Source organism: Cryobacterium sp. N22 (genome assembly GCF_002929555.1).
Lineage (GTDB): Bacteria > Actinomycetota > Actinomycetes > Actinomycetales > Microbacteriaceae > Cryobacterium.
Map to the genome: position 1 here is coordinate 150,547 of NZ_PJJP01000033.1, position 22,453 is coordinate 172,999.

The window sequence follows — 22,453 nt, forward strand, 5'->3', positions numbered from 1 at the left end:
TGAGCTCCCATGTATGAACTGACCGATGTCACCAAGAAATACGACCAGGGCAAGCGCTCGGTCACGGCCCTGAACAAGGTCACCCTGTCTATCCCGGATGGCCAGATGGTCGCCATCCAGGGACCGACCGGCGGTGGCAAGTCCACCCTGCTGCAGATGCTCGGCGCGCTCGACCGCCCCACCGACGGCACCATCGAGCTGGGCAGGTCCGATCTGTCAAAGCTCGGTCAGGGGCCGTTGGGCGAAATCCGGGCGCGCGAGATCGGCTTCGTGTTCCAGGGCTTCAACCTGATTCCCACCCTCACCGCTCAGGAGAACGTGGAGACGGCGCTCGCGCCTCTGGGGGTCCCCACGGCGGAACGCGTCTCGCGGGCCACGGCGGCGCTCGAATCCGTCGGGCTCGGCGAGCGCGGCAGCCACCTGCCGGCCGAACTCTCCGGCGGCCAACAGCAGCGCGTGGCGATCGCCCGCGCCCTCGTCAAGGAGCCGGCCGTATTGCTGGCCGACGAACCGACCGGGAACCTCGACGAGCACACCCGTGACGAGATCATGGACCTGCTCGAGGGGCTGTGGCGGGCGAAGGGTCTCACCCTGATCGTGGTCACCCACGACTCGGCCGTCGCCAGACGCGCCCAGCGACGCCTGGTGATCCGGAACGGGGTCGTGCGCGACGTCGCCTGATCCCCGTCGCTGCTGGCGGACCGCGCAGGGAAACACCCCGGACGACTACTCGTCCGGGGTGTTCCTCTATACCGTGGTGCCGCTGCTACGCCCGACGCACCCGGCGGGCCAACAGCAGTCCGGTGCCGAGGAGCATCGCGAGGAACCCGGCTCCCGACACGATGGCCGTCGAGCTGGACACACCGGTCGAGGCGAGCTCCTGGGTGTTCGGCTTTGTCGTCGTTGTCGGGGTCGGGGTCGGTGTCGGTGTCGGAGTCGACGAGGTTGTCGTCGGCGGGGTCACAGCCGTCGGCGGGGTCACGGACGTCGTGGTGCTGGGCGGGGTCGTCTCGGCCGGCGGCTCCACCGGAGGCGTCGTCTCGGCCGGCGGCTCCACCGGAGGGGTCGTCTCGGCCGGAGGGGTCGTCTCGGCCGGAGGGGTCGTCTCGGCCGGCGGGGTCGTCTCGGCCGGAGGGGTTGTCTCCGTCGGCGGCTCCACCGGAGGCGTGGTCTCGGCCGGCGGCTCCACCGGAGGCGTGGTCTCGGTCGGCGGCTCCACCGGAGGGGTCGGCTCCGCCGGCGGCTCCACCGGTGGCGTGATCGATTCCTCAACGACGCACTCGGTTGTCGCACCCCTGAATGTCCTGTCGTAGGCATCCTCCCGGGCGTCAACCTCGATGGAGTAGGCGTGCGGCTCCAACTCGTCCAGCGGGATGGTCCTCGAATAGGAGCGTCCGAAGTCCACCTTGTCGATTTCCTCATCATCGATGGTGATCGTGACGGTGTTGGGGGTGTCGTCCGCGGCGACCGCGGAGTAGTTGGTCAACTTCATGCTGAGCGATTCGCAGGTGGAAGCGACCTGGGGAGTGTGCGCAGACGCCGGGGCGGCCACACCTCCGAGGGTGAGGCCGCCGACGACGAGGATCGAGCCGACTACGGATACAGCAATTTTGGGTGACGTGTTCATATTGAGCCTTTCGGGCGGCACAGTTTTCACTGGCAGGCCGCACCTCAGCTGAGGCGCGGCGATATCTGGGATTTCCCAGGCGCGTCATCACGCTTCGGTAGGCACGCCGCAAACAGCTCTGGCGTAGAGCTCGGATGGGCGGAGGGCACGGCAAAGAGTCCGGCACATGGCCAGATTCGGTTGCCTCGCCACTGTCGAGTGGCTGGTGCGCGGGCCGCGTACGGCCGTCTTGATCTCGGCCGAATTCCGATCGGCCGGTCCCCCTTTATGAGGACAAGCCTACGGAAGACACCGCGCCCTCGCATCCCTCAAACGGGTCCCTGGGGACCGCGTTTACCCCCACAACGGGTCATTTGTCCCGCGTTCGGGGGTCACCTTTCCGCACAATTGAGACGGTCTCAGCCACTAACGGGCGTATCCGCAGGGTTCGGTGTCGCCCGGCGGGGTGTCGGCCGAGGCCGTCGACAGAGAGCAGAATGGACTCTGTGCCCCACTCCCTGCTGTCCCTCTTCCAGTTGGATGAGCAGATCCCCCTCTCCCCGGCGGCCGCCGTCACGACTCCGCCGCTGGCGCCGGTGATGGCGCACCTCGGTCGCATCGTCGCCGACTCCACCGACAGGGTCGCCTGGCTGCGCGCCCGGAGCCAGGGCATCACCGCCACGGATGTCGCCAAGCTCGCCACCGAGAAATCCGTGCACAACGCGGCCAGGGAGAAGATCAACGGCAGCGGCTTCGGCGGCAACCCGTACACCGACCACGGTCGGGCCAGGGAACCCGAGATCGCCGCCTGGGTGCTGGCGAACTACGGCATCGAACCGAGCACCAACCTGTTCCACGCCGCGGGCCAGCCCCGCCACCTGGCCACTCCCGACGGCCTGGGCCTGGCAAGAAACGGGGTCTTCGAACTCGCCGAGATCAAGACCACCAGCAAGCCCTGGCGCAGCATCCCCCGCTCCTACCTGCGGCAGATCTGGTGGCAACAGTATGTACTCGGCGCCGACCGCACCCTGCTGGTGTGGGAGGAGCACGACAACTTCGTGCCCCGCAACGCCGTGCCCGAGTGCCGGTGGATCGAACGGGACGACGACCAGATCAGGATCCTGGTGGGCTTCGCCGACCAACTGATCGACCTGCTCAACCACCAACGCGAGCGCGAGCGCGCCGACGGCCCGCCACCCTACGACTACGGCCGCTGAGCCGGCCAGCCGATCATTTGATTCTGTTCGACGGAAATAAGTCGAATGGTGTGATTTGATGGTGCAATGATCGACATAAGTCGTGGAGATGGGCTCGGCTCCTCCGGCACGAGTGATCTCTTCCAGATCCTTCGCGACGGCCACTCACGCACGCGCACCGAACTGGCCGCTCTCACCGGGCTGGCCCGTTCGACCATAGCCCTGCGCATCGACTCCCTCGTCAAGCTCGGCCTCGTCGGTCCCAGCTCCGACGCGCCGTCCACCGGCGGCCGGCCGTCCTCCCAGGTGGCGCTGGCCACCGGCACAAAAATCGTACTCGGCGTGGACATCGGCGCCTCGCACGTGCGGATCGCGCTCAGCGATCTGACCGGACGCCCGCTGCACGAGACCAGCGCCGTCATCGCCGTCGCGGACGGGCCCGACTCGGTGCTCGGCTGGGTGATCGAGGCCGGTGCCAGCCTCTTGCGCGCGTCCGGGCGACCCGCGGATGACCTTCTCGCCATCGGGGTGGGCTTGCCCGGCCCGGTCGAATACAGCAGCGGGCGGCCGATCAACCCGCCGATCATGCCCGGCTGGGACCGGTTCGACGTGCGCGGCACCCTGCAAGCGCATTTCCACGTTCCGGTGCTGGTGGACAACGACGTGAACATCATGGCGCTCGGCGAACGCGAGACCGCCTGGCCGGAGGTAGACCATCTCATCTTCGTCAAGGTGGCCACCGGCATCGGCTCCGGCGTGATCTCCGGCGGCATCCTGCAGCGCGGCGCCCAGGGCATCGCCGGCGACATCGGCCACGTGCAGGTACCGCGCGGGGCCGAGGTCCCCTGCCACTGCGGCAACCGGGGCTGCCTCGAGGCGTTGGCGTCCGGTCCCGCGCTGGCCGCGCAGTTGCGCGGGCAGGGCCTGCACGTCGACAGCAACCAGGATGTGGTCGATCTGGTCAAACGCGGCAACCTCGAGGCCATCCAGGCCGTGCGGCAGGCCGGCCGGGATCTCGGCGAGGTGCTCACAGCCTGCGTCAGCCTGGTCAACCCGTCGGTCATCGTGATCGGCGGCTCAATGGCACAGGCCGGCGAGCACCTGATCGCCGGTGTACGCGAGGTGGTCTACACCCGGTCGATGCCCCTGGCCACCCAGCACCTGCAGATCACCCAGTCCGGCGCGGGTCCGAACGCCGCCGTGATCGGCGCCAGCATGCTGGCCATCCATCACGCACTCTCGCCGGCCCGGGTGGACGCCATGGTGCTGGAACTGATGGAGACCGCTGCCCTGGCGAAATAGGACCGTCAGCGGCTGCTGAATGCCGCGTCGAACGAGGCGGTCGGCGCCTCGAACGCCAACCTGCGCACGAACTCCAGCGCCTCCGGGGCGCCCACGAGACGGTCCATGCCGGCGTCCTCCCATTCCACCGAGATCGGGCCGTCGTAGCCGATGGTGTTGAGCATCCGGAAACTGTCCTCCCAGGGCACGTCACCGTGGCCCGTGGAAATGAAATCCCAGCCCCGGCGCGGGTCCGCCCAGGCCAGGTGCGAGCCCAGCCGGCCGTTGCGCCCGTTCACCATGCGCTTCTTGGTGTCCTTGCAGTCCACGTGATAGATCCGGTCCTTGAAGTCCCAGAGGAACCCGACCGGGTCGAGGTCCTGCCAGACGAAGTGGCTCGGGTCCCAGTTGAGCCCGAACGCCTCCCGGTGGCCGATGGCCTCGAGGGTGCGCACCGTGGTCCAGTAGTCGTAGGCGATCTCACTGGGGTGCACCTCGTGCGCGAACCGCACGCCCACCTCGTCGAAGACGTCCAGGATCGGGTTCCACCTGTCGGCGAAGTCCTGGTAGCCCGCGTCGATGGCCTCCTGAGACACCGGAGGGAACATCGCGATGTACTTCCAGATCGATGAACCCGTGAATCCGATCACGGTTTTCACCCCCAGCTTCGCGGCGAGCCGGGCGGTGTGCTTCATCTCCTCGGCCGCTCGCTGCCGCACCCCCTCCGGGTCGCCGTCTCCCCACACCACATCCGGAAGGATGTCCCGGTGCCGCTGGTCGATCGGGTCGTCACACACGGCCTGTCCCTTGAGGTGGTTCGAGATCGCGTAGACCTTGAGGTTGTACTTCGCCAGAATCGCCAGCCGATCGGCCACATAGGCGTCGTCGTCCCAGCGCCACGGGTCCAGGTGGTCGCCCCGGCAGGCGATCTCCAGCCCGTCGTAGCCCCAGCCGGACGCAAGCCTGGCCACTTCTTCGAAGGGCAGGTCGGCCCATTGGCCGGTGAACAGGGTGACGGGACGGGGCATCGTATTCTCCTGTGACTAGGTGGAACCGTGCTGGATAAAGAAATGGTCAGGCGTTCTCGAGGGTCGGCGTCCAGGCGCTGCCGGTCGCGGCACTGCGTTCGACGGCCGTGAGCACCTGTTGAACGTGCAGGCCGTCCGCAAACGACGGTTTCGGCTGACGACCGGCCATGATCGCCTCGACGAAATCCCGGGCCTGGTGGGTGAACCCGTGTTCGTACCCGAGCAGGTGACCCGCCGGCCACCACGCCGAAATATACGGATGCTCGGGCTCGGTGACCTGCACGCGGGTGAAACCCTGCCGGTCAGCGGGCGCGGCCCTGTCGTAGTAGCCCAGTGCGTTGAGGTCTTCCAGATCGAACGACACCGCGCCCAGCGAACCGGCGACCTCGATCCGCAGAGCATTCTTGCGGCCCGTCGACATGCGGCTGGCCTCGAACGATCCGAGCGCGCCGCCGTCGAAGCGGCCGGTGAACAGGGCCACGTCGTCGACGGTCACCGCGCCGCGCTCGGCAGATGCGGTGCCGGAGAGACCAGACGAGCTGGCCAGCAGAGGACGCTCCGTCACGAAGGTCTCCATCACCCCGCTCACCGAGGTGAGCCGCTGACCGGTGATGAATTCGGCCAGGTCGATGGCGTGCGCACCGATGTCACCGAGGGCACCCGAGCCGGCCAGGTCCTTCTGCAGCCGCCAGGCCAACGGCACAGAGGGGTCGACCAGCCAGTCCTGCAGGTAGGCGGCGCGCACCTGGCGAATCTCGCCGATGGTTCCGGCAGCCACGAGGTCTCGGGCGAAGGTGGCGGCGGGCACCCTCCGGTAGGTGAAGCCCACCATGGCGAAAACGCCGTTCGCGGCCGCGCGGGCCGCGGCGGCCGCCATCCGTTCGGCCTCTTCTGCCGTATTGGCCAGGGGTTTTTCACAGAGCACATGCTTGCCGGCGTCGAGGGCGGCTATGGCGATCTCGACGTGGCTGTGGCCAGGGGTGACAATGTCGACGACGTCGATGTCGTCACGGGTGACCGCCGTCCGCCAGTCGGTGCTGGTCTGGTCCCAGCCCCACTTCTCGGCGGCGGCGGCGACGGAGTCGGGATTCCGGCCCACGAGCAGGGCCATCTCGGGCCGGGCCGGCAAGTCGAAGAATCGGGGCGCCACCCGCCAGCCCTGGGAGTGTGCCGCCCCCATGAATCCGTGGCCGACCATGGCAATCCTCAACGGGAGCGTGTCCAACGTGTCCTCTTTTCCGGCATTGCATGAATGGCGTGGTTGGCGGGACGCCCGCGAGATCCGCGGGCGTCCCGACGGGTCAGGACTCGAACGCGGTCGGCAGGTACTTGTCGACGTTCTCGCTCGTGACAACCGGGGCGTTCAGCACGATGCGGCTGGGCACTTCAACCTCGACGAGGTCGCTCATCGCCTTGTCCTGCACCAGCAGCCTGGCGAGCCGGATGCCGTCGGCGGCCTGGGTGGACGGGTAGATGACGGTGGCCTTCAGCACGCTGTCGCCGGACTGGATCTCCCGCATCGCGTTGGCCGAACCTGCACCGCCGACCATGATGAACTCATCCCGGCCGGCCGCGTCGATGGCCGCGAGCACACCGACGCCCTGGTCGTCGTCGTGGTTCCAGAGGGCGTCGATCTTCGGGGCCGCTGACAGCAGCTGGGACGCTGCCGCCTCGCCGCCCTGCACCGTGAAGTCAGCCGCCACCCGGTTCTCGACCGACAGACCACAGTCGTCCAGGGCGTCAGCGAAGCCTCGGCTGCGGTCCTGGGTCAGCGGCAGCGAGTCGATACCGGCGATCTCCGCGACGACGGCGTCAGGGTTGTCGCCGACCTCCTCACAGATGTACGTGCCCGCGCTCACCCCCATGCCGTAGTTGTCGCCGAGAACCGTGGTGCGGGCCGCGAAGGTGCTGGAGAATTCACGGTCGACGTTGATCACCGGAATCCCCGCCTCCATCGCCTGAATGGCGACCTCGGTCAGGGCGGCGCCGTCAGTGGGCAGCAGGACGATGGCGTCGACACCGTCGTTGATGAAGCCCTCCACCTGGCTGATCTGCAGGTTCGCGTCGTTGGTGCCCTCGGCGACCCTGAGGTCGATGTCCGGGTATTTCTCGGCTTCGGCGATGGCCGCCGAGTTGATGGCGCCCAGCCAGCCGTGGTCAGCGGCCGGGCCGGAGAAGCCGATCACGACGGTGTCCCCGGACTCGGCGTTGCCTTCAAGCGAGGCACTGGTGGGTTCGGTTTCGGTTTCGGTGGTGGTGCCGGGTGTGCACGCCGCCAGTAGTCCGACCATGGCGAGCGAGGTGCCGGCGGCCAGGAGCATCCTGTGGCGCCGGGGACGTAGTGCATGCATGTGGTCCTCCTTATTGGTGAATCGCAGTGTTCGCCAACGAAGAGGTGCGCAGCAAACCGGGCGAAGGGTGCATCCCGGTGGCCTGTCAACGCTGACGGACCACACAATAGCAGAAGTATCCCCAATATCGCCGACTTAATCTCGCCCATCGACATATGTGTGTTATGTTGCCTGCATGATCGACGACGACCATTCGGAACCCCTACTCAGGGTGCACGGAATCACGAAGGCTTTCGCCGGGGTGCAGGCGCTCAAGGGTGTCGACCTGGAGGTTCGTGCCGCCGAAGTGCACTGCCTTCTCGGGCAGAACGGCGCCGGCAAGTCCACACTGATCAAGGTGCTCTCCGGGGTATACCAACCCGACGGCGGCGTCATCCGGTGGCAAGGCGATGAGGTGTCCATCATCCATCCGGTCTTCGCCCTCGGCCTCGGCATCGCCACGATGTATCAGGAACTCGACGTCGTCGACGGCCTCACCATCGCCGAGAACATCTTCCTCGGGCACGAGCGCGCCTCGGGAGGCATGCTCAAGGTGAAAGAGGCCAACCGCGTCGCCCGCGCCCTGCTCGTGCGGCTCGGCCACGGCAACCTGTCACCGAGCACTGAGGTGGGCCGATTGTCTGCCGCCAATAAGCAGATCGTCAGCATGGCGCGAGCGCTGTCCCACGACGCGAAGCTGATCATCATGGACGAGCCCAGCGCGGTGCTCGACTCCGAGGAGGTGCGCAACCTGTTCAGGGTCATCCGCGAGCTCACCAGCCAGGGCGTTGCCGTCGTCTACATCTCGCACCGCCTCGAGGAGATCCGGCAGATCGGCGACCGGATCACCGTGATCAAGGACGGCAGCAGCATGGCCGTCGGCCTGGGCGTTGCGGACACCCCCACCGCCGACCTGATCACCCTGATGACGGGTCGGGCGGTCGCGAACGTCTTCCCCGACCGGGTTCCGGTGCCCGCTGACGCCCCCGTGCTGATCGACGTGGCGGGCCTCAGCCTGCGCGGACATTTCTCCGACGTCAGCCTGAGCGTGCGCGCGGGCGAGATCGTCGGCCTCGCCGGACTGGTCGGGTCCGGCCGGTCCGAGATCCTGGAGACCATCTACGGCGCGCGCAAGGCCTCGGCCGGACAGGTCACCGTGACCGGAGTACGGCTGACGAACGGCTCGGTGAGCAACGCCGTGAAGGCCGGCATCGGATTGGCTCCCGAAGAGCGCAAGAGCCAGGGCCTCATCCTGGACGAACAGGTGTACCGCAACGTCACGTTGTCGACCTTCGCGAGGTTCGCTCGCGGCGGCTTCCTCGACGAGCGCCGCGAACGGCAGCTGGCACTCGAGCAGATGCAGGCACTCGAACTGCGGCCGGCCGACCCCGACCGGGCCACCCGCACGCTGTCCGGCGGCAACCAGCAGAAGGTGCTCCTCGCCCGCTGGCTGCTGCACGGCACCAAGGTGCTGTTGCTGGACGAACCGACCCGGGGCGTCGACGTGGGCGCCCGCGCCGAAATCTACGCCCTCATCCGCCGGTTGGCCGCCGCCGGCACCGCCATCATCCTGGTGTCGAGTGAGATCGAAGAAGTCATCGGACTGGCCGACCGGGTGCTCGTCATCGGCGACGGCGAGGTGCTGACCACCACCGACGCACACGCCATCGACGAGGCCGGCGTGCTCGATCTGGTCATGAAAGGAGCAGCAGCGTGAGCGAACAGAACGGCGCCATCGCCGCCCAGAACGACCCCCGAACCGAAGGCGAGAACCGTCCAAGTGCACTCCGGCGGATCATGAGCGGATCGGTCGGCCGCAACCTCGGGCTGGTGATCGCGCTCGTGGTGCTGGTGATCGCAGGAACCATCACGGCCGGCGACAGATTCGCCAGCTACGACAACTTCCTCACCATCATCCGCTTCGCCTCGATCATCGGAGTGATCAGCATCGGCCTGACCTTTGTGATCACCGCGGGCGGCATCGACCTCTCCGTCGGGTCGGTGATGGGCCTGGCCACCGTGGTCGCCAGCCTCACGGCAGTGCAAGTGGCCGCGACCCAGAGCTCCTGGATATTGATGATCCTGATCCCGCTCGGTGTGGGAATCGCGGCCGGTCTGGTGAACGGGATCGTGATCGCGTACGGCAATGTCGTAGCGTTCATGGCCACGCTGGCCATGCTCGTCGCCGCCCGCGGACTCGCCGAGCTGATCTCCGGCCGGCGCACCCAGATCGTCATCGAGACCGGGTTCCTGCAGTTCACCCGGTCGAGCATCATCGGCGTTCCCCTGCTGATCTGGATCTTCCTCATCGTCGCCATCGTGGCCTGGTTCCTGCTGAACCGCACGACCTTCGGCCGCCGCACGGTGGCCATCGGCGGCAACCGGGAGGCATCCAGACTGGCCGGCATCCGGGTGAAGCGACACCTGGTCTACGTCTACGTGCTCAGCGGCCTGACCGCCGGGATCGCGGGGATCATGATGCTCGGCCGCACCACCGCCGGCACCTCCACCCACGGCACCCTGTATGAGCTCGACGCTATCGCGGCCGTGGTGGTCGGCGGCACCCTGCTCATCGGCGGCCGCGGCACCATCGTGGGCACGGTTCTGGGCGTGCTGATCTTCAGCACCCTCACCAATGTGTTCACCCAGAACAACCTGGACACCTCGGTGCAGGCCATTACGAAGGGCCTCATCATCGTGGTCGCGGTGTTGCTGCAGCAACGATTCGCCAGTCGCGGCCCGTCAGGCACCTAGCCGTCCAGGGGCGCCGCGTCGGGAAGGGTGCCAGGATCGTGGCGCAGAATAGGCACATGCCTCTTTCTCCGGTCCTGCCCACCTCCATGCGCGCCCTGGTCATCGACCGTACGGGTGGCCCCGACGAATTGCACGTGGCCGAACTGCCGCTGCCCGTCGCGGTCGGTGACGAGCTCCTGGTGCGCGTGGTGGCCGCGGGTATCAACCCCATCGACGCGAAGACCCGGGCCGGGTCCGGCGCCGCGGCCGCGATCGCCGGCTACCCCACGGTGCTCGGCAACGACTTCAGCGGCATCGTCGTGCGCGCTCCCTACGACAGCTTTCCGTTGCAACCCGGCGACGCCGTGTACGGCATGGCCCGGCCGCCGCGGATCGCGGGCAGCTACGCCGAGTACCTGGCGGTGTCGAGCATGTCCGTCGCGCGCAAGCCCGCCGCGGTGAGTCACATCGAAGCCGCCGGCATCCCGCTGGCCGCGATGACCGCCTGGGGCATGGTGACCCTCGCGAAGGCCGGCCCCGGCCAGCGGATGCTCATCCACGCCGGCAGCGGCGGCGTCGGCCACTTCGCCGTGCAGTTCGCCCGGCACCTGGGCGCCCACGTCACCACGACGGGCTCCACCGCCTCGGTCGAATTCCTGCACCGCCTCGGCGCGCACGAGGTGATCGACTACAGCACCACCCGGTTCGAGGAGCAGCTATCTGGCCTCGACAGCGTCATCGACCTGATCGGCAACGTGCACGATGACACCGGCACCCGCTCGCTCGCGGTGCTGCGGCCGGACGGCCTGCTCGTGAACGCGCCCACCGGCAGCTGGCCCACCATGCAGGCCGACGCCGCCGCCGCGGGGGTGCGCGCCACCGGGTACAAGGTCGCCGCCGATGCCCGGGTGCTCGACACCATCACGACGCTGATCGACAACGGCAGCGTGCGGGTGAACATCCACTCGGTCTTCGACCTCGACGAGGGACCCGCCGCGCACCGGGCGATCGAGGGCGGCCACACCCGCGGCAAGATCGTGCTGCGGGTTTCCGACGCCGACGAGAGCGCCGCGTGACTGACAACCCGAGCGACGTCGCCGCCTCGGTGATTCGACCCGACGGGCCCTCGCTGGTCTGGCTGCGCGACGACCTGCGGCTGGGTGATAACCCGGCCCTCACCGCCGCGGTCGAACGCGGCCGGCCGCTCGCGTTGGTCTACGTTCTCGACGAGGTCTCCCCCGGCATCCGCCCGCTCGGCGGCGCCGCCCGCTGGTGGCTGCACCAGAGCCTCAGCTCCCTCGCCGCCGATACTGCGGCCCTCGGCGGCCGTCTGGTGCTGCGCCGCGGCGCCGCGGCCACCGTGCTCGGCGAACTCGTCGACGAGCTCGGCGCTGGCGCGGTGTTCTGGAACCGTCGGTACGGCGCCGCCGAACGCGACGTGGACACCCACATCAAGGCGAGCCTCACCGACGCGGGCGTGGTGGCGCACAGCTTCGCCGGCTCGCTGCTCTTCGAACCGTGGACCATCCGCACCGGCGGCGGCACCCCGTACACGGTATTCACCCCGTTCTGGCGGGCCTGCACCGCCGGGCCGCCGCCGCGGGCACCCTACCCGGCGCCGGCGACGCTCGATCTGCCCGGTGACACCGCCCCGGACCTGGCCGGCGACGATCTCGCCTCGTGGGAGTTGGAACCGCGCCATCCGGACTGGGCCGACGGGCTGCGCGAGGCCTGGACACCCGGGGAGGACGCCGCCCAGCAACTCCTCGCGGCCTTCCTCGACGAGGCCCTGCCTCAGTACGGCACCGAACGCGACCTGCCGGCCCAGCAGGCCACCTCGAGGCTCTCGCCATACCTGCGCTGGGGCGAAATCAGTCCGCACCAGATCTGGCACGCCACCGACGTCGCCCGCCGCGGCCTCACCGGTGCGGCCGCCACCAGCGCCACCCGGTTCCTCACCGAGGTCGGCTGGCGCGAGTTCGCCTACCACGTGCTCTTCCACGCGCCCGATCTGGCCACGGCCAACCTGCGCCCCGGCTTCGACGACTTCCCCTGGCCGCCCCTGGACGACGCCGCGCTCACGGCCTGGCAGCAGGGACGCACGGGCTTCCGCCTGGTGGATGCCGGCATGCGGGAGTTGTGGCGCACCGGCAGCATGCACAACCGGGTGCGCATGGTCACGGCGTCGTTCCTGATCAAGAACCTGCTCATCGACTGGCGGCTGGGCGAACAGTGGTTCTGGGACACCCTCGTCGACGCCGACCCGGCCAGCAACCCGTTCGGCTGGCAGTGGGTGGCCGGCTCAGGTGCGGATGCCGCACCGTACTTCCGGGTGTTCAACCCCGAGCTGCAGGCGGCCAAGTTCGACCCCGCCAACGAGTACGTGCGCCAGAACGTGCCCGAATGGGGCACGGCGGCCTACCCGCAGCCCATCGTCGACCTCGGCGAGACCCGCCGGGCCGCCCTGGCCGCCTACGAGCACGTCAAGGCCTCGCGAACTGTGAGCTAAGCCCCAGGATTTCGCGATTTTTGGGGCTTTTCTCACGGTACGCGAGCTCAGAGGGCGCGCTCGAGGACGTAGTCGTCTTCGTAGCGTTCACCCACGAGGAAGCGTTTGAGGCCCACCCGCTCGAACCCGTGCTTGCCGTAGAAGCGCAGGGCCCGCACGTTCTCCTGGTTCACCCCGAGCCAGGACCCCGCGGCCCCACGCTCCCGGGCGGCCTCGAGCGTGGCCGCCATCAGGGCCGCGGCCGTGCCGCTGCCGTGGGCCTCGGCGAGCACGTAGCATTTGCTCAGTTCGGCGGTGGGGCGGATGCGGATCGCGGCGGCGGCATCCGCGTCGTGCGGTTCACCGAACACGAGCATGGTGTAGCCGGTGAGGGTGCCCGCGGTGGTTTCGGCGACAAGCAGGAGCCGATCCGGGTCGGCGAGGAAGGCCTCGAAGTTCGCCGGGGCGAGCACATCGCGAATGAACGCGGCGACAGCGTCGGCGCTGGTGTGCGGCGGGCAAGCCAGCGCGAAGGTGGCGGCGGCCAGCTCGGCGAGCGCCGCGGCCTCGTCGGGCCGGGCCGGACGAATCCGCACCTCGGCGGAAGGTCGGTGCGGGGCAGGGGATGTCGGTGTGGGTTCGGTCACGCTCCCAGCCTTGCAGTCCGGCCCCGGGCGCGCAAACGGCCCCGTCGGGGTGCCGGCGGGGCCGTTTGCGTGCGGCTCTGCGTGCCGGGTTGGCATGCAGTCTGCCGTGAGCCGGACGCCTACAGGTAGCGGGCGTAGGCGGCGACGGTGAGGAAGGTCGGGAACTCGGGTTCCAGAGCCGAGGACCTGAACACCTCGAGGGCGTCGTCGAACCTGTCGCCGATCATGCGGGGCAGGCCCGCCATTTCCTCGGCGACCAGCCCGGCCACCCAGTCTGCGTCGATCCGGCGGCCGTCGTCGAGGGCCGAGTTGTCGTGGATCCACTGCCAGATCTGCGAGCGGGAGATCTCCGCGGTGGCGGCGTCCTCCATCAGGTTGTCGATCGCCGCCGCGCCGACGCCGCGCAGCCAGGATTCGATGTATCGCAGGGCGATGCGCACGTTGTCGCGCACCCCGGCCTCGGTGATCTGGCCGCCGGCCGACGCCACATCCAGAAGCTCGGCCGCGGTGACCCGCACGTCGTCCCGGGTGCGCTCGAGCTGGTTGGGACGGTCACCAAGCACAGCGTCGAACTCGGCCCTGGCTGTGGCAATGAGGTCAGGATGCGCCACCCAGGTACCGTCGAAGCCGTCACCGGCCTCCCGGCGTTTGTCGGCGGCCACCTGTTCCAGCGCCCGCTCGGTCACGGCGGGGTCCCGCCGGTTGGGGATGAAGGCGCTCATCCCGCCGATCGCGTACGCACCCCGCCGGTGGCAGGTGGCCACCAGCAGCTCGGTGTACGACCGCATGAACGGCACCGTCATGGTGATCTCCTTGCGGTCCGGCAGCACGAACCGGCGACCCCTGGCGCGGAAGGTCTTGATGATGCTGAAGATGTAGTCCCAGCGCCCGGCGTTCAGGCCCGCGCAGTGGTCGCGCAGCTCGTAGAGGATCTCGTCCATTTCGAAGGCGGCCTGGATGGTCTCGATCAGCACCGTGGCGCGGATGGTGCCGTGCCCGAGGTTCAGATGACCTTCGCTGTGGCTGAAGATGTCGTTCCAGAGCCGGGCCTCGAGGTGGCTCTCGAGCTTGGGCAGGTAGAAGTAGGGCCCGCTGCCGTTCTCGATCAACCGGTGCGCGTTGTGGAAAGCGTAGAGGCCGAAGTCCACCAGGCTGCCGGAGGCCGGCATCCGTCGGTTGGCCCGGTCGACGAAGGTGAGGTTCTTCTCCACCAGGTGCCAGCCGCGCGGCCGCATGACGATGGTCGGGGTGGACCCTGAGGCCCCGCCATCCTGTCGGTCGGAGGGGGCGCCGGTGACCCGGTACGCCTTGCCGTCGGGGCCGTCGTACGACAGGGTGCCGCGCACGGCGTCGAACAGGGTGAGCTGGCCCTCGATCACATTCGCCCAGGTGGGGCTGGTCGCGTCTTCCTGGTCGGCCAGCCAGACGGCAGCGCCGGAGTTGAGCGCGTTGATGGCCATCTTGCGGTCGGTCGGTCCGGTGATCTCCACCCGGCGGTTCTCCAAGCCGGGGCCCGGGCCGGCCACCCGCCAGGTCGGGTCATCGCGGATGTGCGCGGTCTCGGGCAGGAACCGCGGGTCGCGCCCGTTCGCGGCATCCACCCGGGTCTGCAGCCGGGCGGCCAGCAGGTCGTGCCGGGTGCCGGCGAACCTGTCGTGCAGTTCGGCCAGGAACTCGAGGGCCGCCGGGGTGAGGATCTCGTCGTAGCGCTCACCGAGGGACCCGGTCACCTCGAGGTGCGGGTGGATGGTGGCGAAGCTGCCGGTGCTGGTCTCACCGAAGGCGCGCCCGGTGCTGGGCGGTGTCGGCCGTTCGGCCGTCGCCTGGGATGTCGTGGTCATGATCGTGTTCTCCTTCGAATCGATGCGGATGTCTGGCTGGTGCCTGGGGCGAGACCGGCTAGAACTGCTCGGCCTCGGTGGATCCGGCCAGGGCGAGGGTGGCGCTGGTCGGGTTGAGCGCGGTGGCGATCCGGTCGAAGTAGCCGGTGCCCACCTCCCGCTGGTGGCGGGTGGCGGTGTAACCGTCGGCCTCGGAGGCGAACTCGGCCTCCTGCAGGTCGACGTACGCGCTCATCTGACGCTCGGAGTAGTCCTTGGCCAGGGTGAACATGGAGTGGTTGAGGGCGTGGAAACCGGCCAGCGTGATGAACTGGAAGGCGTAACCGCAGGCCGCGAGTTCGCGCTGGAACGCGGCGATCTGCTCGTCGTTGAGGTGGGACTTCCAGTTGAACGACGGTGAGCAGTTGTACGCGAGCTTCTTACCGGGGAATTGCGCGTGGATCTCCTTCGCGAAGCGCTGGGCGAGCTCGAGGTCGGGCTCGCTGCTCTCCACCCAGAGCAGGTCGGCATACGGCGCGTAGGCCAGGCCCCGCATGATCACCACATCGGGTCCGTTCGCGGTGTCGTAGAACCCCTCGGCGGTGCGGCCGCCGGTGAGGAATTCCTGGTCACGCTCGTCGATGTCGCTGGTGATGAGGCTGGCCGCGAGGGAGTCGGTGCGGGCGATGATGATGGTGGGCACGCCCGCGACGTCCGCCGCCAGCCGGGCCGCATTGAGGGTGCGGATGTGCTGCCCGGTGGGCACGAGCACCTTGCCGCCCATGTGGCCGCACTTCTTCTCGCTGGCCAGCTGATCCTCCCAGTGCACACCGGCCGCACCGGCCTCGATCATCGAGGCCATCAGCTCGTAGGCATTCAGCGGACCGCCGAAGCCGGCCTCGGCGTCGGCGACGATAGGTGCCATCCAGTCGATGCCGGCCCCGTTGCCGGTGGCGTCGGATGCGGCCGCCTCGGCGCCCTCGATCTGGCCGGCCCGCAGCAGCGCGTTGTTGATGCGCCGAACCACGGCCGGCACCGAGTTGGCCGGGTAGAGCGACTGGTCGGGGTAGGTCTGGCCGGACAGGTTCGCGTCGGCGGCGACCTGCCAGCCGGACAGGTAGATCGCCTTGAGCCCGGCGCGCACCTGCTGCACGGCCTGGTTGCCGGTGAGGGCGCCGAGCGCGGCGACCCACTCGGGGTTCTCCGGGGTGCCGTTCTCGTGGATGAGCTCCCAGAGCTTCTCGGCGCCGCGGCGGGCCAGGGTGCGCTCCTCACGAACGGCGCCGCGCAGGGCGATCACGTCCTCGGCGGTGTAGTCGCGGCGCACGCCCTCCCAGCGGGGGTCGGCCGCCCATTCCAGGGCGAGCTCCGCGGCCGTCTGGGTCTGGTCGCCGGGGCGGCCGGCGGGGCTGCCGGATGCAGCGGGGCCGGATGCGGTGGGATTCGTCATGGTGTTCTCCTCGGTCAGCGTCATTGCGGAACTGGTGCGTGCACCCACTCTGCTGCGCGCCGTCGACCGCGCCCCGGGCCCAAACCGAAGAAGAAATCCTGTTCTTCCGGTTGTGTGAACAATCGCCGCATGTGAGCATGAGCAGATGGTCACCGTCGATCCCACCCTCCCGCCCATAGCGCCAACCCCGAGGCCGGCCGCCGCCGGGTCGCCCGCGCCGGGCGATGCCGATCCGGGCGCGGCGGGCATCGACGCGCTCACCCTGGGTCGCCGCATCCGGGACCGGCGGCATCGGCTCGGTCTCACCCTGGACACCCTCGCCGCGGCCGTGGACCGGGCGCCCTCGCAGATCTCGATGATCGAGAACGGCAAGCGCGAACCGCGCCTGTCGATGCTGCGCCTGATCGCCTCGGCCCTGGAGACCACGGTCGACGAACTCCTGCGCACCGATGCGCCCACTCCCCGTGCGGGGTTGGAGATCGCCGTCGAACGCGCCCAGCGCGGGCCTGTGTTCACGGCGCTCGGGCTGCCGCGGTTCCGGGTCGGCCCCGGCCAGCCCGACGAGACCCTGCAGACCATCCTCACCCTGCACAACGAGATCGAACGGCTGCACCGGGAACGGGCCGCCACCCCGGAGGAGGCCAGGCGGGCCAACGCACAACTGCGGGCCGAGATGCGCGCCCGCGACAACTACTTCCCCGAACTCGAGGCGCAGGCGCTCGAACTCCTCACGGCCGTCGGGCACTCCGGCGGCCCCGTCTCACATCAGGTGGTGGCCGATATGGCCGCCCACCTCGGCTTCTCGCTGCACTACGTCGGCGACCTGCCGCACTCCACCCGGTCGGTCACCGACAAGCGCCACGGCAGAATTTATCTGCCCACGGAGCAGGCCGCGTCGCGTGATAGCCGCTCACCGATCCTCCAGGCCTTCGCCAGTCACCTCTGCGGGCACTCCGAGTCGGGAAATTACGCCGATTTTCTGCGACAGCGGGTGGAGACCAATTACCTCACCGCCGCCATCCTGCTGCCCGAGACCGACACCCTGCGACTGCTGAACGACGCCAAGGCTGCCCGTCGCATCTCGCTCGAAGACCTGCGGGATGCGTTCTCGGTCTCCTATGAGACCGCCGCGCACCGGTTCACCAACCTCGCCACCGCGCGGCTGGGCATTCCGGTGCACTTCATGAAGGTGCACGAGTCCGGCACCATCATCAAGGCGTACGAGAACGACGACGTGCAGTTCCCCAGCGATGCGCTCGGCGCAGTGGAGGGCAGCACGGTGTGCCGCAGCTGGACGGCGCGCACGGTCTTCGACGTGCCGGACCGGTTCAGCCCCTGGTACCAGTACACCGACACCCCGGCCGGGACCTTCTGGTGCACCTCCCGCATCGAGAAGGCCAAGGAGGGCGACTACTCGGTCAGCGTCGGGGTGCCGTTCGCCCACGTCAACTGGTTCCGCGGCCGGGAGACCCCGAACCGGGCCGTGTCCCGCTGCCCGGACGAATCCTGCTGCCGCCGGGCACCCGACGAGCTCTCCGGTCGCTGGGCGGGCCAGGCCTGGCCGGTCGCCCGCACCCCCACGAGCCTGCTCGCGGCGCTGCCGACGGGCACCTTCCCCGGCGTCGACCCCACCGAGGTCTACCAATTCCTCGAGGCGCACGCCCCCGCCTAGTCACGCCGAGTTGCCGGAAAGTGCCCCTCCAACGCACCCGAAGGGGCTCATTCCGGCAACTCGCGGCAGCTCTCCGGCGAGCGGGTGCTCCGAGTTGCCACTTCGGGCCCCTTTAGGGCGCTCAAACGGGCCCCAACTGCCGTCTCGCGAACTCTCCCGGTCAGACGGCGGCGCGGGCCAGGTCGGGCAGGCGGTGCAGGGCGTCGACCAGCGGGCCGAGTTCGGGTTCCTCTTCGGCGGCGGCCAGCGCGCCGGCCAGGGCCTCGTCGTAGACCGGCCGGGCGCGTGCCAGCAGGGCCTTGCCGGCCTCGGTGAGCTCGGTGTAGATGCCTCGGCGGTCGTCGGCGCAGAGGATGCGGGTGAGCAGCGCCCGGTCTTCCAGCCGGTTCACCAGGCGGGTCGTCGCGCTGCTCGAGAGGGCGGCGGCCCTGGCGAGCTGCTGCATCCGCATGTGCCAGCCGTGCTGGCGGCTGAGGGCGTCGAGCACGGTGAACTCCACCACCGACAGGTCGAAGCCGGCCTGCAGGGCCCGCTCCAGCACGGTCTCGATACGGCCGTGCAGGGCGGCCAGGGTGCGCCAGCCCTGCGCCCGAACCTCGACGGCGTCGTCTTCGATGCTCATTCGTGCTGCTCCCTCGACCCGACCCAGACTAAAAACGCAAGTACAACGCGCTTGCAACTACCAGTCTATGCAACGGCACGCGCCGGGCCCAGCGCCCGGCTAGGACTCCCGGGTGATCTCCACCTTCACGAACAGCTCTGACCCGCTCGACCCGGCGTAGACGCCGCGCAATGGGGCGATGTCGTTGTAGTCGCGGCCGCGGCCCACGCCCACATGCCGGTCGCCGATGTCGATCAGGTTGGTGGGGTCATAGCCGCGCCACTGCCCGCAGAACCACTCCACCCAGGCGTGTGATTCCCCCGTGACGGTCTCGCCGATCAGGGCCTCCGGCCTCGGGTGCAGGTAGCCGGACACGTAGCGGGCCGGGATGCCCACCGACCGCAGCGCGCCGAGCGCCACGTGGGTGATGTCCTGACAGACGCCGCGCTTGTCGGCCCAGGCCTCGCGGGCGTTGGTTTTGACCCCGGTGACACCCTGCACGTAGGCCATGTTCTCGCCCACGAACCGGCAGATCGCCAGAGCCGCGTCACACGGGTCCAGCCGGCCGGCGAACTCGGCGGCGGCGGCCACCACATCCGTCGGCGGCTCGGTGAGCGAGGTCTGCCAGGACTGCTCGACCGAGGCGGTCGAGCAGGCCACCAGGGCCGCCAGGTCCGCCCAGGGCATCGGATGCTGCGCGTGCTCCCGCGGCGACACCTCCACGAGGCTGTTGGCCGTGAGGGTGAGCTCGGCGTGCGGGGTGAGCACCTCGAACGACGACACCCTGGTGCCCCAGTAGTCCACGTAGTTGTGGTTGCTCGAGACCGGGCTGATGTCCAGGTTGGAGTACAGCACGAACTGGTCTGGCGAGGTGACGGGCAGCATCCGGGCCTCGTTGTACGAGGTGGCCACCTCGCCCTGGTACCGGTAGCCGGTGGTGTGGCGAATCCGCAGGCGCTTCACGAGGCCTCCCCCGTCCAGGTCGGCACCGCGCTGGTCGGGAAGTACCGGTGCCCGATCGACTCCGACGCGGTGCTGGTGGCGTCCAGCACCATGTCCATGTGGCCAGGCAGGTCGTTCAGGATCTCCATGATCGGGCGGTATTCCAACTGGCTGCGGATCTGGCCGAGCACCCGCTGCGAGGACTCGGAGACGCCGAGCCGGTCGGTGCGCGGTTCCAGTTCCTGCAGGCACTGCTCGGCCCGGGAGATCGAGAACACTATCGACCGAGGGAAGAGCCGGTCCAGCAGCAGGAACTCGGCGGCGTTCCGCGCGGACGGCACCCCGCGGTAGGTGCGCAGGTACGACTCGTACGCCCCGCAGGAGCGCAGGATCGTGGTCCAGGACGGTCCGCTGTTCTCGGTCAACGACCGGGTGGCGAGCAGCCGCGCGGTCATATCGGCCTGTTCGAGGCTGCGGCCCAGGGTGAAGAAGTGCCAGGCGTCGTCCCGGCTGGCGCTGGACTCGACGATGCCGACGGCCAGGGCCGCACGTTCGCGCACCCAGCCGAAGAAGTCGTGCGTCTTGGCGCTGGCGATGTTCTTCGGCATCTTCGTATAGGTCGTGTTCAGGCATTCCCAGAGCTCGGTGGAGACGATCTCCCTGGCCCGGCGGGCGTTCTCCCGAGCGGCGCCGAGCGAGTACGCGATCGAGGCAGGATGTGTGCGGTCGGCCGCCAGGGTCGCCAGCACGTCCTTGCGGGTGAGGTCGCGGTCCGGCGGCACGGGGCTGCCCATCAGGTGCAGCAGCGACCGGCAGGCCAGGTTCTCCTCGATCCACGGGTCTTCCAGCAGCAGCTGCAGGTGCACATCCAGGATGCGGGCGGTGCCGTCGCTGCGTTCGATGTAACGGCCGATCCAGAACAGGCTCTCGGCGATGCGGCTCAGCATTCGAGGGTCCCCTCTGCGGTGGTGACCGCGGTAACGATGCGCTGTTGCTGTTGCTGTTGTTCCTGGTCCTGGTCGCCGCCCGGCGGGGTGTCCTGCGGGGAGTGGTCGGCGACCCGGGGCGGGATGATGGAGATCGACTGGGTGTTCGCGGCCTGGTCGTTGACGAGGCCCTGGATGTTGCGGGCCGACCCGGTGGTATGGAAGTCGGGCTCGAGCCCGATCACCCAGGTGTCCTTCGAACCGCCGCCCTGGCTGGAGTTGACCACGAGTTCCCCCTCCGGCAGGGCCACCCGGGTGAGGCCGCCGGGCAGCACCCAGACATCCGACCCGTCGTTCACCGCGAACGGGCGGAGGTCCGCGTGCCGGGGCCGCATGCCGTCGTCGACCAGGGTGGGGATGGTGGACAGCTGCACCACGGGTTGGGCGATCCAGCCGCGCGGGTCCAGGAGCAGCTGTTTCCGCAGGGTCTCCAGCTCGGCCTTCGACGCGGCGGGGCCGACCACGAGGCCCTTGCCGCCGGAGCCGTCGACGGGCTTGACGACCAGCTCGTCGAGCCTGTCGAGCACCTCCTCGAGCGCGAGCGGGTCTTCGAGCCGCCAGGTGTCGACGTTGGGGATGATCGCGTCCTCGCCGAGGTAGTACTTGATCAGCTCGGGCAGGTAGGTGTACACCAGCTTGTCGTCGGCCACCCCGTTGCCCACAGCATTGGCGATGGTCACATTGCCCAGCCGCGCGGCCATCAGGATGCCCGGCGAGCCCAGTTGCGAGTCGGCGCGGAACTGCAGCGGGTCCAGGAACTCGTCGTCGACCCGGCGGTAGATCACGTCGACCCGGGTGGGGCCGGCCGTGGTGCGCATCCACACCCGGCCGCCGGAGCAGAACAGGTCCCGGCCCTCGACGAGCTCGACGCCCATCAGCCGGGCGAGCAGGGTGTGCTCGAAGTAGGCCGAATTGAACACGCCGGGGGTGAGCACCACGATGTTCGGGTCGTCCACGCCGGCCGGGGCCGAGGCACGCAGGGCCTGCAGCAGCTTGTTCGGGTAGTCGCCCACCGGGCGCACCCGCATCGACACGAACAGCTCGGGCAGGGTCTGGGCCATCACACGCCGGTTGGAGATGACGTAGCTGACCCCGCTGGGCACCCGCACGTTGTCTTCGAGCACCCGCCAGGCCCCTACCTCGTCGCGGATGAGGTCGATCCCGGACACCTGGATGCGCACGTTGTTCGCCGAGACGATACCTGCCGCCTGGCGGTGGAAGTGCGTGGACGAGGTGATCAGGCCGGCCGGGATGACGCCGTCGCGCACGGCGGCCTGGGGGCCGTAGATGTCGGCGAGAAAGGCCTCCAGCGCGAGCACTCGCTGCTTGATGCCGGCCTCCACGTTCACCCACTCCGGCTGCTCGATCACCCGGGGAACAGCGTCGAGCGGGAACGGCCGCTCCTCGCCGGCGAAGTCGAAGGTCACACCCTGCGCCAGGTACGAACTGGCCAGCGCATCCGTGCGACCCCGCAACTCCTCCTGGGTCATCCGGGCGAGAGCGCTGTACACGTCCTTGTAGGCGGACCGCGCCTCCGAGGGGGACAGCGACGACGGGTCGGGGAACATTTCGTCCCACGCCGAGGTCTGCCCTCGCTCGCGGGGCGGTGCGGAGGTAGCGCCATAACCACTGAAGAGGTCAACCATGTCTGGATGCTAACCGTCCGGTGTTGC

General features: G+C 69.0%; 19 protein-coding genes. 8 read left to right on the forward strand and 11 right to left on the reverse strand.

Annotated elements, in window-relative coordinates; genetic code table 11:
- Positions 1 to 9 precede the first annotated feature (9 nt).
- A complete protein-coding gene (locus tag CXY76_RS08960) occupies positions 10 to 681 on the forward strand; it encodes an ABC transporter ATP-binding protein (RefSeq protein ID WP_104163883.1) in 672 nt (223 codons plus the stop codon).
- A gap of 85 nt (positions 682 to 766) precedes the next feature.
- On the opposite strand, the gene CXY76_RS19235 is transcribed toward CXY76_RS08960, so the two are convergent.
- Positions 767 to 1,627 (reverse strand): LPXTG cell wall anchor domain-containing protein, encoded by an 861-nt coding sequence (locus CXY76_RS19235; RefSeq protein ID WP_146073416.1) that lies wholly within the window; start codon positions 1,625 to 1,627, stop codon positions 767 to 769.
- A gap of 578 nt (positions 1,628 to 2,205) precedes the next feature.
- On the opposite strand from CXY76_RS19235, the gene CXY76_RS08970 reads away from it, so the two are divergent.
- Both CXY76_RS08970 and CXY76_RS08975 read left to right on the forward strand, forming a co-directional pair.
- Positions 2,206 to 2,823, forward strand: a complete 618-nt coding sequence (locus tag CXY76_RS08970; protein WP_104163930.1) for a YqaJ viral recombinase family protein — start codon at positions 2,206 to 2,208, stop codon at positions 2,821 to 2,823.
- A 66-nt stretch (positions 2,824 to 2,889) separates the two neighbouring features.
- Positions 2,890 to 4,104, forward strand: coding sequence for an ROK family transcriptional regulator (locus CXY76_RS08975; RefSeq protein ID WP_104163885.1), 1,215 nt, complete (start codon positions 2,890 to 2,892; stop codon positions 4,102 to 4,104).
- Positions 4,105 to 4,109: 5 nt separating this feature from the next.
- On the opposite strand, the gene CXY76_RS08980 is transcribed toward CXY76_RS08975, so the two are convergent.
- The 3 genes from CXY76_RS08980 to CXY76_RS08990 form a co-directional block, all read right to left on the reverse strand.
- Positions 4,110 to 5,111, reverse strand: a complete 1,002-nt coding sequence (locus tag CXY76_RS08980) for a sugar phosphate isomerase/epimerase (protein ID WP_104163886.1) — start codon at positions 5,109 to 5,111, stop codon at positions 4,110 to 4,112.
- Positions 5,112 to 5,157: 46 nt separating this feature from the next.
- Positions 5,158 to 6,309, reverse strand: coding sequence for a Gfo/Idh/MocA family protein (locus CXY76_RS08985; protein ID WP_104163887.1), 1,152 nt, complete (start codon positions 6,307 to 6,309; stop codon positions 5,158 to 5,160).
- 103 nt (positions 6,310 to 6,412) lie between these two features.
- Positions 6,413 to 7,462, reverse strand: coding sequence for a substrate-binding domain-containing protein (locus CXY76_RS08990; RefSeq protein ID WP_104163888.1), 1,050 nt, complete (start codon positions 7,460 to 7,462; stop codon positions 6,413 to 6,415).
- A 175-nt stretch (positions 7,463 to 7,637) separates the two neighbouring features.
- Here CXY76_RS08990 and CXY76_RS08995 point away from each other — a divergent pair, with 175 nt between their 5' ends.
- The 4 genes from CXY76_RS08995 to CXY76_RS09010 are packed head-to-tail and all read left to right on the forward strand — an operon-like array spanning position 7,638 to position 12,683.
- Complete coding sequence (locus tag CXY76_RS08995) at positions 7,638 to 9,158, forward strand: sugar ABC transporter ATP-binding protein (protein ID WP_104163889.1); 1,521 nt, start codon at positions 7,638 to 7,640, stop codon at positions 9,156 to 9,158.
- Complete coding sequence (locus CXY76_RS09000; RefSeq protein WP_369826115.1) at positions 9,155 to 10,195, forward strand: ABC transporter permease; 1,041 nt, start codon at positions 9,155 to 9,157, stop codon at positions 10,193 to 10,195. Before CXY76_RS08995 ends, CXY76_RS09000 begins: the two co-directional genes overlap by 4 nt.
- 56 nt (positions 10,196 to 10,251) lie before the next feature.
- Positions 10,252 to 11,250, forward strand: coding sequence for an NADP-dependent oxidoreductase (locus CXY76_RS09005; RefSeq protein WP_233199667.1), 999 nt, complete (start codon positions 10,252 to 10,254; stop codon positions 11,248 to 11,250).
- The gene (locus CXY76_RS09010) at positions 11,247 to 12,683 is read left to right on the forward strand and encodes a deoxyribodipyrimidine photo-lyase (RefSeq protein ID WP_233199668.1); all 1,437 of its coding nucleotides are present in this window, start codon (positions 11,247 to 11,249) and stop codon (positions 12,681 to 12,683) included. The genes CXY76_RS09005 and CXY76_RS09010 overlap by 4 nt, the downstream gene beginning before the upstream one ends.
- A 47-nt stretch (positions 12,684 to 12,730) precedes the next feature.
- Here CXY76_RS09010 and CXY76_RS09015 read toward each other — a convergent pair whose 3' ends face one another.
- The 3 genes from CXY76_RS09015 to aceA all read right to left on the reverse strand — a co-directional run bounded on the left by CXY76_RS09015 (position 12,731) and on the right by aceA (position 16,579).
- Positions 12,731 to 13,309 carry a GNAT family N-acetyltransferase gene (locus CXY76_RS09015; protein WP_233199669.1) on the reverse strand — a complete coding sequence of 193 codons (579 nt, stop codon included), beginning with the start codon at positions 13,307 to 13,309 and terminating at the stop codon, positions 12,731 to 12,733.
- Positions 13,310 to 13,428: 119 nt separating this feature from the next.
- On the reverse strand, positions 13,429 to 15,150 hold the full coding sequence (gene aceB / locus CXY76_RS09020; protein WP_104163891.1) for a malate synthase A: 1,722 nt from the start codon (positions 15,148 to 15,150) through the stop codon (positions 13,429 to 13,431).
- Positions 15,151 to 15,208: 58 nt separating this feature from the next.
- Positions 15,209 to 16,579, reverse strand: a complete 1,371-nt coding sequence (gene aceA / locus CXY76_RS09025) for an isocitrate lyase (RefSeq protein WP_104163934.1) — start codon at positions 16,577 to 16,579, stop codon at positions 15,209 to 15,211.
- A 145-nt stretch (positions 16,580 to 16,724) separates the two neighbouring features.
- Here aceA and CXY76_RS09030 point away from each other — a divergent pair, with 145 nt between their 5' ends.
- Positions 16,725 to 18,251 (forward strand): helix-turn-helix transcriptional regulator, encoded by a 1,527-nt coding sequence (locus CXY76_RS09030; protein ID WP_104163892.1) that lies wholly within the window; start codon positions 16,725 to 16,727, stop codon positions 18,249 to 18,251.
- A gap of 160 nt (positions 18,252 to 18,411) precedes the next feature.
- On the opposite strand, the gene CXY76_RS09035 is transcribed toward CXY76_RS09030, so the two are convergent.
- The 4 genes from CXY76_RS09035 to CXY76_RS09050 all read right to left on the reverse strand — a co-directional run bounded on the left by CXY76_RS09035 (position 18,412) and on the right by CXY76_RS09050 (position 22,426).
- Positions 18,412 to 18,873, reverse strand: coding sequence for a MarR family winged helix-turn-helix transcriptional regulator (locus CXY76_RS09035; protein ID WP_104163893.1), 462 nt, complete (start codon positions 18,871 to 18,873; stop codon positions 18,412 to 18,414).
- A 99-nt stretch (positions 18,874 to 18,972) separates the two neighbouring features.
- Positions 18,973 to 19,815 carry a transglutaminase family protein gene (locus tag CXY76_RS09040; protein ID WP_104163894.1) on the reverse strand — a complete coding sequence of 281 codons (843 nt, stop codon included), beginning with the start codon at positions 19,813 to 19,815 and terminating at the stop codon, positions 18,973 to 18,975.
- Entirely contained in the window at positions 19,812 to 20,741 is a 930-nt protein-coding gene (locus CXY76_RS09045) for an alpha-E domain-containing protein (RefSeq protein WP_104163895.1), read from the reverse strand. Before CXY76_RS09045 ends, CXY76_RS09040 begins: the two co-directional genes overlap by 4 nt.
- A complete protein-coding gene (locus CXY76_RS09050; protein WP_104163896.1) occupies positions 20,735 to 22,426 on the reverse strand; it encodes a circularly permuted type 2 ATP-grasp protein in 1,692 nt (563 codons plus the stop codon). The genes CXY76_RS09045 and CXY76_RS09050 overlap by 7 nt, the downstream gene beginning before the upstream one ends.
- Positions 22,427 to 22,453 lie beyond the last annotated feature (27 nt).

What these genes read in the sequence shown, in the direction of transcription:
- CXY76_RS08960 (WP_104163883.1), top strand. Translation starts at nt 10, where the DNA reads ATGTATGAACTGACCGATGTCACCAAGAAATACGACCAGGGCAAGCGC.
- CXY76_RS19235 (WP_146073416.1), bottom strand. Translation starts at nt 1,627, where the DNA reads ATGAACACGTCACCCAAAATTGCTGTATCCGTAGTCGGCTCGATCCTC.
- CXY76_RS08970 (WP_104163930.1), top strand. Translation starts at nt 2,206, where the DNA reads ATGGCGCACCTCGGTCGCATCGTCGCCGACTCCACCGACAGGGTCGCC.
- CXY76_RS08975 (WP_104163885.1), top strand. Translation starts at nt 2,890, where the DNA reads ATGATCGACATAAGTCGTGGAGATGGGCTCGGCTCCTCCGGCACGAGT.
- CXY76_RS08980 (WP_104163886.1), bottom strand. Translation starts at nt 5,111, where the DNA reads ATGCCCCGTCCCGTCACCCTGTTCACCGGCCAATGGGCCGACCTGCCC.
- CXY76_RS08985 (WP_104163887.1), bottom strand. Translation starts at nt 6,309, where the DNA reads ATGGTCGGCCACGGATTCATGGGGGCGGCACACTCCCAGGGCTGGCGG.
- CXY76_RS08990 (WP_104163888.1), bottom strand. Translation starts at nt 7,462, where the DNA reads ATGCATGCACTACGTCCCCGGCGCCACAGGATGCTCCTGGCCGCCGGC.
- CXY76_RS08995 (WP_104163889.1), top strand. Translation starts at nt 7,638, where the DNA reads ATGATCGACGACGACCATTCGGAACCCCTACTCAGGGTGCACGGAATC.
- CXY76_RS09005 (WP_233199667.1), top strand. Translation starts at nt 10,252, where the DNA reads ATGCCTCTTTCTCCGGTCCTGCCCACCTCCATGCGCGCCCTGGTCATC.
- aceB (WP_104163891.1), bottom strand. Translation starts at nt 15,150, where the DNA reads ATGACCACGACATCCCAGGCGACGGCCGAACGGCCGACACCGCCCAGC.
- aceA (WP_104163934.1), bottom strand. Translation starts at nt 16,579, where the DNA reads ATGACGAATCCCACCGCATCCGGCCCCGCTGCATCCGGCAGCCCCGCC.
- CXY76_RS09030 (WP_104163892.1), top strand. Translation starts at nt 16,725, where the DNA reads ATGGTCACCGTCGATCCCACCCTCCCGCCCATAGCGCCAACCCCGAGG.
- CXY76_RS09035 (WP_104163893.1), bottom strand. Translation starts at nt 18,873, where the DNA reads ATGAGCATCGAAGACGACGCCGTCGAGGTTCGGGCGCAGGGCTGGCGC.
- CXY76_RS09045 (WP_104163895.1), bottom strand. Translation starts at nt 20,741, where the DNA reads ATGCTGAGCCGCATCGCCGAGAGCCTGTTCTGGATCGGCCGTTACATC.
- CXY76_RS09050 (WP_104163896.1), bottom strand. Translation starts at nt 22,426, where the DNA reads ATGGTTGACCTCTTCAGTGGTTATGGCGCTACCTCCGCACCGCCCCGC.